We start from the raw sequence: 13,127 nt of genomic DNA on the forward strand, positions 1-13,127 counted from the left end.
CGGGCAATCGAGCGTCGACCGGCCGCTCCTACAGTTCGATGTGTTCCTGTAGGAGCGGCCAGGCGAAACTCAGTTGTACTCGTCGCCCACCGGATAGCGGCTGGCGTTGAGGCTTTCCTTGATCTTGCGCAGGTGCGGCTGGAAGTCCACGCCGCGGCGCAGGGTCATGCCGGTGGCGAGGACGTCGAGCACGGTGAGCTGGATGATCCGCGAGGTCATCGGCATGTAGATGTCGGTGTCTTCCGGCAGCGGGATGTTCAGGCTCAGGGTGCTGGCCTTGGCCAGTGGCGAGTCGGCGGCGGTCAGGCCGAGCACCGAGGCGCCGTTTTCCCGGGCGATGCGCGCCACTTCCACCAGCTCGCGGGTGCGCCCGGTGTAGGAGATGATCACGAACAGCTCGCCGGTGTGCGCCACCGAGGCGATCATCCGCTGCATCAGCACATCGGCATGGGCGGTCACCGCCAGGTTGAAGCGGAAGAACTTGTGCTGGGCATCGAGGGCCACCGGGGCCGAGGCGCCGAGGCCAAAGAAGTGGATCTGCCGGGCCTGGATCAGCAGGTCGACGGCGCGGCTGATCAGGTTCGGGTCCAGGGCCTGGCAGGCGCTGTCCAGGGAGGCGATGGCGCTGCCGAAGATTTTCTGGGTGTAGGCTTCGGGGTTGTCGTCGGCTTCCACCGCGCGGCTGACATAGGCCGCGCCGCTGGCCAGGCTCTGGGCCAGTTGCAGCTTGAGTTCGGGGTAGCCGCTGACGCCGAACGAGCGGCAGAAACGGTTGACCGTCGGCTCGCTGACCGAAGCGGCCTGGGCGAGGGCAGCAATACTGAAGCGGGTCGCCTGCTGTGGGTTGAGCAGGATGACTTCGGCGACTTTACGTTCCGCCTTGTTCAATTCTTCAAGGCGATTCTGGATCTGTTCCAGAAGATTTCGCACGCGGTCCATTAGGGTTTTCCTGGTTCGGCAATGCAAAGGAAGCCGGTCTTAGCCGGTCTTTGGCGGTGGCCTATCCTACTGATGGCTCCGACGGACCACCACTTCGAATCTATATTTTGCTAAAATGTTGTGGTTATTACTACATTTTCCCTTGAGTGATGCCTTGAAAAAAGGTATTTGTAGCTTAACTTGATAAAAGAACAAACATCATGCCTTCGATAACGGTTGAACCGTGCACCTTTGCCTTGTTCGGCGCGCTGGGCGATCTGGCGCTTCGCAAATTGTTTCCTGCCCTCTACCAACTCGATGGCGCCGGCCTGCTGCATGACGACACGCGCATTCTGGCCCTGGCCCGCGAGCCGGGCAGCGAACAGCAGCACCTGTCTTTCATTGAAGCGCAATTGCGCAAGTATGTAGGTGCCAAGGAGATCGACGCGGCAGTGCTGGAGCGTTTCCTGGCGCGCCTGACCTACCTGCACGTGGACTTCCTCAAGGCCGAGGATTACCAGGCCCTGGCCGAGCTGGCCGGGCGCGAGCAACGCCTGATCGCCTATTTCGCCACGCCGGCGGCGGTGTACGGGGCGATCTGCGAGAACCTGTCGAAGGCCGGCCTGGCGGAAAACACCCGCGTGGTGCTGGAAAAGCCCATCGGTTCGGACCTGGAGTCGTCGCGCAAGGTCAACGACGCGGTGGCGCAGTTCTTCCCGGAGAACCGCATCTATCGCATCGACCACTACCTGGGCAAGGAGACGGTGCAGAACCTGATCGCCCTGCGTTTCGCCAACAGCTTGTTCGAGACCCAGTGGAACCAGAACTACATCTCCCACGTGGAAATCACCGTGGCCGAGAAGGTCGGCATCGAAGGCCGCTGGGGTTACTTCGACAAGGCCGGCCAGCTGCGGGACATGATCCAGAACCACCTGCTGCAACTGCTCTGCCTGATCGCCATGGACCCGCCCGCCGACCTCTCGGCCGACAGCATCCGTGATGAGAAGGTCAAGGTGCTCAAGGCCCTGGCGCCGATCAGCCCGGAAGGCCTGACCACCCAGGTGGTGCGTGGCCAATACATCGCCGGGCACAGCGAAGGCAAGGCCGTGCCGGGGTATCTGGAGGAAGAGAATTCCAACACCCAGAGCGACACCGAAACCTTCGTCGCCCTGCGGGCCGATATCCGCAACTGGCGCTGGGCCGGGGTGCCGTTCTACCTACGTACCGGCAAGCGCATGCCGCAGAAGCTGTCGCAGATCGTCATTCACTTCAAGGAGCCGTCGCACTACATCTTCGCCCCCGAGCAGCGCCTGCAGATCAGCAACAAGCTGATCATCCGCCTGCAGCCGGACGAAGGTATCTCCCTGCGAGTGATGACCAAGGAACAAGGCCTGGACAAGGGCATGCAACTGCGCAGCGGCCCGTTGCAGCTGAATTTTTCCGATACCTATCGCAGCGCGCGGATTCCCGATGCCTACGAGCGGTTGTTGTTGGAAGTGATGCGTGGCAACCAGAACCTGTTTGTCCGCAAAGATGAAATCGAAGCCGCGTGGAAGTGGTGTGACCAGCTGATCGCCGGGTGGAAGAAATCCGGCGATGCGCCCAAGCCGTATGCGGCCGGGTCGTGGGGGCCGATGAGCTCCATCGCACTGATCACGCGGGACGGGAGGTCATGGTATGGCGATATTTAAATTGAAACTGCCCGCGGGCGTGCATGCCCACGAGTTCCACAGCCCGGCGCTGCTGGCCGAAGGCCTGGCGCTGAAGGTGGCCGGGCAACTGAGCCAGGCGATCCAGGTGCGCGGCGAAGCCACCCTGGTGGTGTCCGGCGGGCGCAGCCCGGTGGCGTTTTTCCAGCACCTGGCCAAGCAGCACCTGGACTGGTCCAAGGTGTTGATCACCCTGGCGGACGAGCGCTGGGTGCCGGTCGAACATGCCGACAGCAACGCCGGCCTGCTCAAGCGCTACCTGCTGCAAGGGCCGGCGGCCAAGGCGAAGTTCCTCAGCCTGTACAACGCCGCGGCGAACCTCGAACAGGCCGCGGTGCAGGCCGATCGTCTGCTGGCCGAGTTGTCGGCCATCGACGTGCTGATCCTGGGCATGGGCGACGACGGTCACACCGCCTCGCTGTTCCCCAACAGCCCGAACCTGACCGAAGCCCTGCGGGCCGACGGCCAGCGACGCTGCTGGCCGATGCTGGCGCCGAGCGTGCCGCATCAGCGCCTGAGCATGAGCCGCGCCTTGCTGGCCTCGGCCACCTACAGCGTGCTGTCGATTTCCGGTCAATCCAAATTGACCACCCTGAGTGCCGCACTGGCCGGTGACGATGTCGCCGCGATGCCGATTCGTGCCTTCCTGCAACCTCCGTTAGAGATTTACTGGTGCCCATGAGCCAAGGATCAGCCGCTATGACAATCCCACAACCGACCGTTTCCATGGCGGACAAAGTTGCCCTGATCGACAGCCTCTGCGCCAAGGCGCGGATTCTGCCGGTGATCACCATCGCCCGCGAACAGGACGTGCTGCCCCTGGCCGACGCCCTGGCCGCCGGTGGCCTGACCGCGCTGGAAGTGACCCTGCGCTCGCAGTTCGGCCTCAAGGCCATCCAGATCCTGCGCGAGCAGCGTCCGGAGCTGGTGACCGGTGCCGGAACCGTGCTCGATCGGCAGATGCTGGCCGCCGCCGAAGCCGCCGGTTCGCAGTTCATCGTCACCCCGGGCATTACCCGCGACCTGCTGGAAGCCAGTGTTGCCAGCCCGATCCCGCTGTTGCCGGGGATCAGCAATGCCTCCGGGATCATGGAGGGTTACAGCCTGGGCTATCGCCGCTTCAAGCTGTTCCCGGCGGAAGTCAGCGGCGGCGTGGCTGCGATCAAGGCACTGGGTGGCCCGTTCGGCGAAGTGAAATTCTGCCCGACCGGCGGTGTCGGCCCGGCCAATATCAAGAGCTACATGGCGTTGAAGAACGTGATGTGCGTCGGCGGTAGCTGGATGCTCGATCCCGAGTGGATCAAGAACGGCGACTGGGCGCGGATCCAGGAGTGCACGGCCGAGGCCCTGGCGCTGCTGGACTGACAGCTTTCCTGCTTTTTTCAAAGATTCGTTGGTGTGTTCTACGGCTTTACGGTGCGCTTGGTCGGTGCACCGTTTTTTTTTGCCTGGAGAAAAGCTGCCTGGCGACGCCGGGTCTTCTGTAGGAGCGCAGCTTGTTCGCGATGACGCCGGGGCGGACAACGCGATCTGAATGGTCGCTACTGTCTGTAGCCGCTGCCGCAGGCTGCGATCGGCCGAAAGGCCGTAGCGTCATCTGGATCGCAGAAGGTCCTTCGGACCTGTCGCAGCCTGCGGCAGCGGCTACAGGTTACTGGGCCGCCAGTTCGGTCAATGCCTCGACCAGCCGCTGAATATCCGTGCTCGGCGTGGTAAAGCCCGGTGTCACCCGGATACAGGGCCCGCAACGCGAACCGCTGCGCGCCACGGTGAACAGGTTGTATTCCTGGAGCAGCCGCTCGGCCATCGCCTGCTGGTCCGGCTGGCGGGTGAAGCGAAACGAGGTGATGCCGCAATACAGCCGTGGATCGTCCGGGGTCATGACTTCAATGCCGGGCAGGTCGCGCACCTGGCTCACCCACAGGTCGCGCAGGTAATTCAGGCGTGCGCCCTTGAGGGCCGAGCCGCCCATGCCGCGGTGCTCCTCGAACACCCGGGGCAAGGTCAGCCAGGCCGGAATGTTCGGCGTGCCATAAGGCGCCCGTGAGCGGATATCGTCCAGGGCATAACGTTGCTCGCCCATGTCCGGATCGATATCGGCCAGGCGTTGCGGGTCGATATAGACAAAACCCAGGCTCAGCGGCGCGCCAATCCACTTCTGCAGGTTATAGCCGGCGAACGCCACGCCCAGTTCACTGAGCTGGAAATCGACCTGGGCCAGGGCGTGGGCGCCGTCGAGGATGACGTCGATTCCCCGTTCGCGGGCATCCAGGGCGATGGCCTGGACCGGCAGTACCAGCCCGGTGCGGTGGGTGACGTGGGTCAGGGCCATCAGTTTCAGCCGAGGGTAGCGCTCGAAGGCCTCGCGATAGCTGCCCAGCAGGCTGTCGAAACTCGCCGGATGAGCATGCTCGATCTCGATGACCTCGACCCCGCGATGGCGCGCCAGCCAGCGCATGGCACCCTTGACGCTGTCGTATTCCAGGTCGCTGAGCAGCACCTGATCGCCCGGCTGGAGGCGGTTGTAGTTGCGAATCAGCGATTGCAGCGCCTCCGAAGCGCTGCGGGTGAGGGCGATGGCCTGGCGGTCGACGCCAACCAGTTCGGCCAATTGCTGTCGAATCTGCAAATTGCCGATCTGTTCGAAATGCTGGCGCACATGCACCGAGTTGCTGCGGTTCACGAAGTCGATCTGGCGCTGGTATTCCTCGACCACGGCGCGGCTCATGCGCCCGAAATAGCCGTTTTCCAGGTTGATCGGCCCGGGTTCGACGTCATACCGCCGGGCAATGGCCCGCCAATAGTCTTCGTCCCGAGCGAGTTGGGCATTGCTTGGCATGGCGGGCTCTGTTCAATGACGGGGTTTGGGTTTGCCGTGTTTGGCGCGCAGCGGGTCCAGTAGATCGGAAAGGCCGTTGTGATCGATTTCCTGCATCAAGGCCAGCAGGCCGCCCAGCTCGCCGTGGGGGAAACCTTCGCGGGCGAACCAGTTCAGGTAGGGGCCGGGCAGGTCGGCGAGGATGCGGCCCTTGTACTTGCCGTAGGGCATTTCGCGGGTGACCAGAAGTTCAAGTTTTTCGGGATTCATGGCGGCTGTCTGTTGAGGGGACGAACACCTTGGAAAATACAGGCATTCTGCATGCAGGCCAAATGACAGATCATGCAAATAACGCGGATACAGAAAGCGGTAAAAAACTTAACTACTTGAAAAATAATGGAAAAATTTTCATTCCAGGACTGGCATGCAGGGTGCAACACCTATGACAACTCCCTCAACCTGGAAGGAATGAAAAAATGACTGACATCAACAAAGAAGCGATTTCGATCCTCAACGACCTGATCGAAACCAGTAAGGATGGTCAGGAGGGGTTCAAGACCTGCGCAGAAGACATCAAGCATCCTGAGCTCAAAGCGCTGTTCGTCAAGCGCTCCGCCGATTGCGCCACCGCCGCGGCCGAATTGCAAGCCAGCGTGCGTTCCATGGGCGGCGATCCGCAGACCTCCACCAGCGTCAGTGGCGACCTGCACCGTCGTTGGGTCGACCTCAAGTCCCTAGTGACCGGCAAGGACGAAGAAGCGGTGCTCAACGAGGCCGAGCGCGGTGAAGACCATGCGCTGAAAGCCTACAAGGATGCGCTGGAGAAAATCAGCAAACACAACCTGATCGGCATTCGTGACCTGGTGGAGCGTCAGTACCATGGCGTACAGCGCAACCACGATCAGGTCAAAGCCTTGCGCAACCAGGCCCGCGCCCGTTCATAACGGGTCAAACCTGTCAAAAACGCCAGCCTGCCTGGCGTTTTTTTGTGCCTTGAAATTAATGCTGGACGACTGATAGTTAGCTAGCTAATAATTTGCGGGCGTCATCTCTCGCTCCAGTGCATCTATCGTTGTTTTGTCCTTCCCAGGGTTCTTTCCGTGCGTATCACTTTGCAGGCGTTGTTCGCCCCCAATCTTGCGGCCGTGCAGTTCGCGATCAAGACCGTGTTCGGTGCCGGGCTGGCGTTGTGGCTGGCCATGCGTTGGGGCCTGCAGCAGCCGTCCTGGGCCCTGATGACGGCGATCATCGTCGCCCAGCCGCTGTCCGGGATGGTCCTGCAAAAGGGCATGGCACGGCTGGTGGGGACTTTGGTGGGAACCTGCATGTCGGTGCTGTTCATGGGGCTGTTCGCCCAGACACCGTGGCTGTTCCTGCTGGCCCTGGCGCTGTGGCTGGGGCTGTGCACCGCCAGTTCGACCCTGCTGCGCAGCGCCTGGTCCTATTCCTTCGTGCTGGCCGGCTACACCGTGGCGATCATCGCCTTGCCAGCGATCTCCCATCCGTTGTCGATCTTCGACCAGGCCGTGGCGCGCTGCACGGAAATTTCCCTGGGCATTATCTGCGCCACCGCCAGCAGTGCCTTGCTCTGGCCGATGCGGGTCGAGCGGCAGTTGACCGCCCAGGCGCGCAGCGCCTGGCAAAGCGGGATGCAGGCGGCGCGGGCGACCCTGGCCGGCGATGCCCTGGCGCGCAAGGGCCTGCTGGAAATCCTCGGGCGCATCGTCGCCGTGGACTCCCAGCGCGAACATGCCTGGTTCGAAGGTCCGTCGGGGCGGCAGCGGGCGCGGGCGATCAGCGGCCTGAGCCAGAAGCTGCTGATGCTGCTGCGGATCTCCCGTTCGGTACGCCGGCAATGGAAGCAATTGGACCAGGCCGAGGCGCAGCAGCTGGCGCCGTGGATGGAGCAAGTGCAGCAAGCCCTGGCGGCCATGGACAAACCGACCTTGCAGGCGTTGCGACCGCAGTTGCTGGACGCTTCCCATGACTCGGCGATCAGCTCGGCGCAAAGCTATTGCCTGGCCCGTTTCACCCTGTTGCTGGATACCGCCCTGGCCGCCGGCGAGGCGCTGCGGGCGGTGGAGGAGGGCAAGGCACCGGTGGAGCAGCCCGCCACCCTGAGCCCCCATCGCGATCTGTCGCTGGCGCTGCTGTTTGGCGCGCGCAGCGCCCTGGCTTTCCTCACCGTGGCCTGCTTCTGGCTGGCCACGGCCTGGCCGGCGGCCTCCGGGGCGATGCTGCTGACCTGCGTGGTGTGCGGGCTGTTCGCCAGTCGCGAAAACGGCGCGCAGATCGGCATGAGTTTCATGCGTGGCATCTTCCTGGCGATTCCGGCGGCCTTTATGGTCGGGCAGATCCTGCTGCCGCAGTGGAGCAGTTTCGCCCTGCTGGCGATGGCCATGGGCGTGCCGTTGTTTTTCGGCGCGCTGGGTATGGCCAAACCGCAGATCGGCGCTACGGCCACCTCGTTCTGCCTGCACTTCGTGGTGCTGATTTCACCGCAGAACCAGATGACGTTCGACGTGGCGAATTTCTTCAACAGCGCCCAGGCGATGGTGCTCGGCGTAGGCGCCGCGGTGTTGGCGTTTCACCTGCTGATCCTGCGCGATCCGGCCTGGCATGGGCGGCGCCTGCTGGCGGCGACGCTGCAGGATCTGGTGCGCTTGACCCGGCGCAATCTGCGCGGCGCGGAAAGCTGGTTCGGCGGGCGCATGGCCGATCGCCTGCTGCAACTGGCGCGGCATTACCCGGAATTGCCGGAACAGGCGCGCAGCCGCTGGGACGATGGCCTGCTGGGCCTGGATATCGGCGATGAACTGATGCATTTGCGGTTGAGCCTGGCGGTAGCCCAGGTGCCCGCGGATGCTTCGCAGCGAAGTTATTTCGAGCATCTGGAACAGGTGCTGGAACAAGGGCCGGCCGCCGGTCGCGGCGATGCGCTGGCCGACGCCAGCACGGTCTTGCTCGAGGCCCTGGGCAGCCAACCGCCGAGCGATGCGTTGAAGCTGGCCCAGGGCGCGGTGGTGCAGTTGCAGAAGAGCTGGCGCACCTGGTGCCGGCAGCAGGAGGAAAACCATGGGGCTGCGTGAGTGGTCGCTGGGCGGAGTGTTGCTCAGCCCGTTTCTGATTTATGTGGTGCTGGCGCTGGTGCTGACCGGGGTGTTGCGCATGCTGTTGCGCGCAACGCCACTGGGGCGCTGGATCTGGCACGAAGCACTGTTCGATGTGGCCTTGTACGTCTGCGTCCTGACGTTGGTCACTGTCGTACTCGGACCTTTATAAGGAGTTGTTCATGCGTGCCTCCGTGCGTATCGCTTTTACTTTGTGCCTGGTGGCTGCGGCGCTGTTTGCCGGCTTTCATCTGTGGCAGTACTACATGCTCACGCCCTGGACCCGGGATGCGCGGATTCGCGCCGACGTGGTGATAGTCGCCCCCGATGTGTCGGGCTGGGTGCGTGAACTCAAGGCCTATGACAACCAGGCGGTGAAGGCCGGCGACCTGTTGCTGAGCATCGACCGCGACCGCTTCGAGGCGGCGCTGGAAAAGGCCCAGGCGGTGGTGCAGACCCGCCAGCAGCAACTCAGCCTGAAAGAGCACGAAGCCAGCCGCCGGGCCAGCTTAGGCCCACAGGCGATCAGCGCCGAGCTGCGGGAAAACGCGCAGATCAATGCCGGGGTGGCCCGTGGCGAGCTGCGCCAGGCCCAGGCTGACGCCAAGGTCGCCGAACTCAACCTGGCACGCAGCCAGGTCCGCGCACCGCGCAGTGGGCACATCACCAACCTGCGCCTGGCCGAAGGCAACTATGTGAACGCCGGGCAATCGGTGATGGCCCTGATCGACGATTCGACTTTCTACGTGCAGGCCTATTTCGAGGAAACCAAACTGCCGCGGATCAAGGTCGGCGACCCGGTCAAGGTGTGGCTGATGAGCGCTGGAGAAGCCTTGCAGGGGCATGTGGAAAGCATCAGCCGCGGCATCACCGACCGCAATGCCACGCCGGACGGGCAACTGCTGGCGGAGGTGGAACCGACCTTCAACTGGGTGCGCCTGGCGCAGCGGATTCCGGTGCGCATCAGGCTCGACAAGGTGCCCGAAGGCGTCAACCTGAGCGCCGGGATGACGGCGAGCGTGCAGGTGGAGGAGAGGGGGCGCTAATCCCGCCTGTAGCCGCTGCCGAGCCTGCGAGGCTGCGCCAGCGGCTACAGGGCGGCTCAGCCGATCTTGATGGCCGGCAAGGTCGGCAGGGTGACGGTCTGTTGTTTGCGTGGGGCGAGGATTTCGGCTTCGCCGTCCACCACCAGCTCATCGCGCTGGTTGAACACGCGGGTGGCGATACGCACGCGGAACTTCGGCAGTTTTTCGAGGATTTCCAGGCGCACGGTCAGGGTGTCGCCGATCTTCACCGGCTTCTGGAAGCTCATCTGCTGGCCGATATAGATGGTGCCCGGCCCAGGCAGCTCGCAGGCCACCGCGGCGCTGATCAGCGCACCGCTGAACATGCCGTGGGCGATACGCTCCTTGAACATGCTGGCGGCGGCGAATTCGGCGTCCAGGTGCACCGGGTTGTGGTCGCCGGACATGGCGGCGAACAGTTGGATGTCACGCTCTTCCACATGCTTGCTGTAGCTGGCGGTCTGGCCGACTTCGAGGGCTTCGTACGGGGTGTTGGTAACCTGGGTCATCTCTCTCAAGTCCTGTGCTGAGCGTTGATTGGTATATCGATTTGAAACAGGGTCATTCAGTCTTCGGCGGTCGGCGATGCCGCAGGGCCTGGTCGAGCCAGGCCAGTACATCGGCAGTCACTTCGTCGCGGTTGCTTTCATTGAACAATTCGTGCCGTGCCTGCGGGTAGATAGTGAGCTGCAGGCACTGGCTGCCGGCCTCGCGCAGAGCACCGGCCAGATCCTTGAGACGTATGCCATTGCTCACCGGATCACATTCTCCGCCGATCACCAGCAATGGCAGGCCCGGATCGATCTGGGCCAGGTTGGAGGCCTTGCTGATTTGCTGCAGGCCACCCAGCAGGTCGATCCACAGCTGGTTGCTGCAGCGAAAGCCGCAGAGCGGGTCGTGGGCGTATTTGTCGACTTCGTCGGGGTCGCGGCTGAGCCAGTCGAAGGCGGTGCGGTTGGGTTTGAAGGCTTTGTTGAACGAGCCGAAGGACAGCCATTCGATCAACGCGCTGCGTCCCAGGGGCCCCTGGCGCCAGCGTTCGAAGCGGGCGATCTGGCGGGCCGCGCGGTACAGCGCCACCGGCTGGAAATTCGAGCCGCTGAGGATCGCCCCGTCGAGGCTGGCGCTGTGGTGCAGCAGGTAGGCCTGGGCGATGTAGCTGCCCATGCTGTGGCCCAGCAGCACGATCGGGATTCCCGGGTGCTGCTGGCCAATGTGCTGGTTGAGGCTGGCCAGGTCGCCAACCACCTTGCACCAGCCGTCATCGTCGGCGAAGTGCCCGAGTACCCCATGCTCGGCGGTCTTGCCGTGGCCGCGCAGGTCCAGCGCATAGACTCCGTAGCCTTCATTGCACAGTGCCTGTGCCAGCCTGGCGTAGCGCCCGCTGTGTTCGGCCATGCCGTGGGCCAGCAGGATCACGGCCTTGAGCGGGGCCGCCGGGAGCCACTGGTTGACGTAGAGCTGGCTGTGGTCGCTCGCGGTCAGCCAGAAAGAGTGGTGGATCATGGCGATTCCTTTGCACGGGGTCTTTGCACGGGGTCGTTGCATTGTATAGCTCATCGTCGCGGCCCCGTCCGATCCGCGCGCGCCATGGCGGCAAGATTCACGTTATCAATGACGCACCCGGCCTTATTTGCCCTATCCCTCATAGCTGCTAACGTCCGCAGAGCCCCGCCTTTCGTAGCGTCAGAGAAGCGGCCCGGACAACTCAGGTAACGAGGACAAGAACAATGCAGCCTGATTTCTGGAATGACAAACGCCCGGCCGGAGTGCCCACCGATATCGATCTGGGTGCCTACAAGTCGGTGATCGAGGTGTTCGAGCGTTCCTGCAAGAAATTCGCCGACCGCCCGGCCTTCAGCAACATGGGCGTGACCATGACCTACGCCGAGCTGGAGCGCTACAGCGCGGCCTTTGCCGGTTATCTGCAGAGCAGCACCGACCTGGTGCCGGGCGATCGTATCGCGGTGCAGATGCCCAATGTCCTGCATTACCCGATTGCCGTGTTCGGCGCCTTGCGCGCCGGGCTGATCGTGGTCAACACCAATCCGCTGTACACCACCCGGGAAATGCGCCACCAGTTCAAGGATTCCGGAGCGCGAGCCCTGGTGTACATGAACCTGTTCGGGCAGAAGGTCGAGCAAGTGCTGCCCGAGACCGATATCCAGTTCCTGATCGAGGCGAAGATGGGCGACCTGATGCCGTCCGCCAAGGGCTGGCTGGTCAATACCCTGGTCGACAAGGTCAAGAAGATGGTGCCGGCCTATCGCTTGCCCCAGGCCGTTTCCTTCAAGAGCGCGCTGCGCCTGGGCCGTGGCCAGCCGATCAAGCCTTTGAACGCCCGCCTGGACGACGTCGCCGTGCTGCAATACACCGGCGGCACCACCGGGCTGGCCAAGGGTGCGATGCTGACCCACGGCAACCTGGTGGCCAACATGCAGCAGGTCCGTGCCTGCCTCGAGCAACGGGGCCCGGATGGCCATCCGCTGCTGCACGAAGGCCAGGAGGTGATGATCGCGCCGTTGCCGCTGTACCACATCTATGCCTTCACCGCGAACTGCATGTGCATGATGGTCACCGGCAACCACAACGTGCTGATCACCAACCCGCGGGACATCGGCGGTTTCATCAAGGAGCTGAAGCAGTGGCGCTTCTCGGCGCTGCTGGGGCTGAACACGCTGTTCACCGCGCTGATGGATCATCCCGAGTTCAAGACCCTCGACTTCTCCAATCTCAAGTTCACCAACTCCGGGGGCACGGCGCTGGTCAAGGCCACCGCCGAGCGCTGGACGCAGGTGACCGGTTGCCGCATCACCGAAGGCTACGGCCTGACCGAAACCTCGCCCGTGGCCTGCACCAACCCTTACGGCGACCAGTCGCGCCTGGGCTCGGTGGGCTTGCCGGTGCCGGGCACGACCCTCAAGGTCATCGACGATGAGGGCGTCGAGCAGCCGCTGGGCGAGCGCGGCGAACTGTGCATCAAGGGGCCGCAGATCATGAAAGGCTACTGGCAGAAGCCGGAGGCCACTGAGGAGGTGCTGGATGCCGAGGGCTGGTTCAAGTCCGGCGATATCGCGGTGATCGATCCGGATGGCTTCGTGCGCATCGTCGATCGCAAGAAGGACATGATCATCGTCTCGGGTTTCAACGTGTACCCCAATGAAATCGAGGACGTGGTGATGGCCCACCCGAAAGTCGCCAACTGCGCGGTGATCGGCGTGCCGGACGAACGTTCGGGGGAGGCGGTGAAGCTGTTCGTGGTGGCCCGCGAATCAGGGGTCAGCCTCGAAGAGCTGAAGGCCTACTGCAAGGAAAACTTCACTGGCTACAAGGTGCCGAAACACATCGTGTTGCGTGAGTCGTTACCGATGACGCCGGTAGGCAAGATCCTGCGCCGGGAGTTGCGCGACATCGCCTGATGTTTCACCGCATGTAACAGTCCCGCGCTATAGCGCGGCTATCGCGAGCAAGCTCGCTCCTACAGGGAACCGTACATTTTCTGTAGGAG

Annotated in this window: 13 protein-coding genes; 8 read left to right on the forward strand and 5 right to left on the reverse strand. The window is 63.2% G+C overall.

The features are described 5' to 3' along the window. Positions 1–69: 69 nt before the first annotated feature. Entirely contained in the window at positions 70–930 is an 861-nt protein-coding gene (locus tag AC07Y9_RS18840) for a MurR/RpiR family transcriptional regulator (RefSeq protein WP_173613361.1), read from the reverse strand. Positions 931–1,139: 209 nt separating this feature from the next. Between AC07Y9_RS18840 and zwf the strand changes: the two genes are divergently transcribed. Genes zwf through AC07Y9_RS18855 form a run of 3 tightly spaced genes read left to right on the forward strand, consistent with a single transcriptional unit; the run spans position 1,140 to position 3,992 of the window. Further along, positions 1,140–2,609: a glucose-6-phosphate dehydrogenase gene (gene zwf / locus AC07Y9_RS18845; protein ID WP_007921955.1), complete on the forward strand. Its 1,470-nt coding sequence runs from the start codon at positions 1,140–1,142 to the stop codon at positions 2,607–2,609. After that, positions 2,596–3,309, forward strand: coding sequence for a 6-phosphogluconolactonase (gene pgl / locus AC07Y9_RS18850; protein WP_102678984.1), 714 nt, complete (start codon positions 2,596–2,598; stop codon positions 3,307–3,309). The genes zwf and pgl overlap by 14 nt, the downstream gene beginning before the upstream one ends. A gap of 17 nt (positions 3,310–3,326) precedes the next feature. Beyond that, entirely contained in the window at positions 3,327–3,992 is a 666-nt protein-coding gene (locus AC07Y9_RS18855) for a bifunctional 4-hydroxy-2-oxoglutarate aldolase/2-dehydro-3-deoxy-phosphogluconate aldolase (protein ID WP_007921959.1), read from the forward strand. Between the two features lie 286 nt (positions 3,993–4,278). On the opposite strand, the gene AC07Y9_RS18860 is transcribed toward AC07Y9_RS18855, so the two are convergent. Continuing rightward, positions 4,279–5,466, reverse strand: coding sequence for an aminotransferase class V-fold PLP-dependent enzyme (locus AC07Y9_RS18860; protein WP_102678983.1), 1,188 nt, complete (start codon positions 5,464–5,466; stop codon positions 4,279–4,281). A gap of 12 nt (positions 5,467–5,478) precedes the next feature. Beyond that, positions 5,479–5,715: a DUF3820 family protein gene (locus AC07Y9_RS18865; protein WP_007925076.1), complete on the reverse strand. Its 237-nt coding sequence runs from the start codon at positions 5,713–5,715 to the stop codon at positions 5,479–5,481. Positions 5,716–5,921: 206 nt separating this feature from the next. Here AC07Y9_RS18865 and AC07Y9_RS18870 point away from each other — a divergent pair, with 206 nt between their 5' ends. The 4 genes from AC07Y9_RS18870 to AC07Y9_RS18885 all read left to right on the forward strand — a co-directional run bounded on the left by AC07Y9_RS18870 (position 5,922) and on the right by AC07Y9_RS18885 (position 9,601). Then, complete coding sequence (locus AC07Y9_RS18870) at positions 5,922–6,389, forward strand: ferritin-like domain-containing protein (RefSeq protein WP_087090318.1); 468 nt, start codon at positions 5,922–5,924, stop codon at positions 6,387–6,389. Between the two features lie 156 nt (positions 6,390–6,545). Continuing rightward, positions 6,546–8,534: an FUSC family protein gene (locus AC07Y9_RS18875; RefSeq protein WP_087090320.1), complete on the forward strand. Its 1,989-nt coding sequence runs from the start codon at positions 6,546–6,548 to the stop codon at positions 8,532–8,534. Next, a complete protein-coding gene (locus AC07Y9_RS18880) occupies positions 8,521–8,727 on the forward strand; it encodes a DUF1656 domain-containing protein (RefSeq protein WP_007925079.1) in 207 nt (68 codons plus the stop codon). Before AC07Y9_RS18875 ends, AC07Y9_RS18880 begins: the two co-directional genes overlap by 14 nt. Before the next feature lie 10 nt (positions 8,728–8,737). Continuing rightward, on the forward strand, positions 8,738–9,601 hold the full coding sequence (locus tag AC07Y9_RS18885) for an efflux RND transporter periplasmic adaptor subunit (RefSeq protein WP_102678982.1): 864 nt from the start codon (positions 8,738–8,740) through the stop codon (positions 9,599–9,601). A gap of 56 nt (positions 9,602–9,657) precedes the next feature. Here AC07Y9_RS18885 and AC07Y9_RS18890 read toward each other — a convergent pair whose 3' ends face one another. Continuing rightward, positions 9,658–10,128, reverse strand: coding sequence for a MaoC family dehydratase (locus AC07Y9_RS18890; RefSeq protein ID WP_102678981.1), 471 nt, complete (start codon positions 10,126–10,128; stop codon positions 9,658–9,660). Positions 10,129–10,180: 52 nt separating this feature from the next. Next, positions 10,181–11,125 (reverse strand): alpha/beta hydrolase, encoded by a 945-nt coding sequence (locus tag AC07Y9_RS18895; RefSeq protein WP_102678980.1) that lies wholly within the window; start codon positions 11,123–11,125, stop codon positions 10,181–10,183. 224 nt (positions 11,126–11,349) lie between these two features. Here AC07Y9_RS18895 and fadD2 point away from each other — a divergent pair, with 224 nt between their 5' ends. Further along, entirely contained in the window at positions 11,350–13,038 is a 1,689-nt protein-coding gene (gene fadD2, locus AC07Y9_RS18900) for a long-chain-fatty-acid--CoA ligase FadD2 (protein ID WP_053262348.1), read from the forward strand. The last annotated feature ends 89 nt before the right edge of the window (positions 13,039–13,127 follow it).

The organism is Pseudomonas sp. GW456-L12 (assembly GCF_059424045.1).

What these genes read in the sequence shown, in the direction of transcription:
- AC07Y9_RS18885 (WP_102678982.1), top strand. Translation starts at nt 8,738, where the DNA reads ATGCGTGCCTCCGTGCGTATCGCTTTTACTTTGTGCCTGGTGGCTGCG.
- AC07Y9_RS18855 (WP_007921959.1), top strand. Translation starts at nt 3,327, where the DNA reads ATGACAATCCCACAACCGACCGTTTCCATGGCGGACAAAGTTGCCCTG.
- AC07Y9_RS18890 (WP_102678981.1), bottom strand. Translation starts at nt 10,128, where the DNA reads ATGACCCAGGTTACCAACACCCCGTACGAAGCCCTCGAAGTCGGCCAG.
- AC07Y9_RS18865 (WP_007925076.1), bottom strand. Translation starts at nt 5,715, where the DNA reads ATGAATCCCGAAAAACTTGAACTTCTGGTCACCCGCGAAATGCCCTAC.
- fadD2 (WP_053262348.1), top strand. Translation starts at nt 11,350, where the DNA reads ATGCAGCCTGATTTCTGGAATGACAAACGCCCGGCCGGAGTGCCCACC.
- zwf (WP_007921955.1), top strand. Translation starts at nt 1,140, where the DNA reads ATGCCTTCGATAACGGTTGAACCGTGCACCTTTGCCTTGTTCGGCGCG.
- AC07Y9_RS18880 (WP_007925079.1), top strand. Translation starts at nt 8,521, where the DNA reads ATGGGGCTGCGTGAGTGGTCGCTGGGCGGAGTGTTGCTCAGCCCGTTT.
- AC07Y9_RS18870 (WP_087090318.1), top strand. Translation starts at nt 5,922, where the DNA reads ATGACTGACATCAACAAAGAAGCGATTTCGATCCTCAACGACCTGATC.
- pgl (WP_102678984.1), top strand. Translation starts at nt 2,596, where the DNA reads ATGGCGATATTTAAATTGAAACTGCCCGCGGGCGTGCATGCCCACGAG.
- AC07Y9_RS18860 (WP_102678983.1), bottom strand. Translation starts at nt 5,466, where the DNA reads ATGCCAAGCAATGCCCAACTCGCTCGGGACGAAGACTATTGGCGGGCC.
- AC07Y9_RS18895 (WP_102678980.1), bottom strand. Translation starts at nt 11,125, where the DNA reads ATGATCCACCACTCTTTCTGGCTGACCGCGAGCGACCACAGCCAGCTC.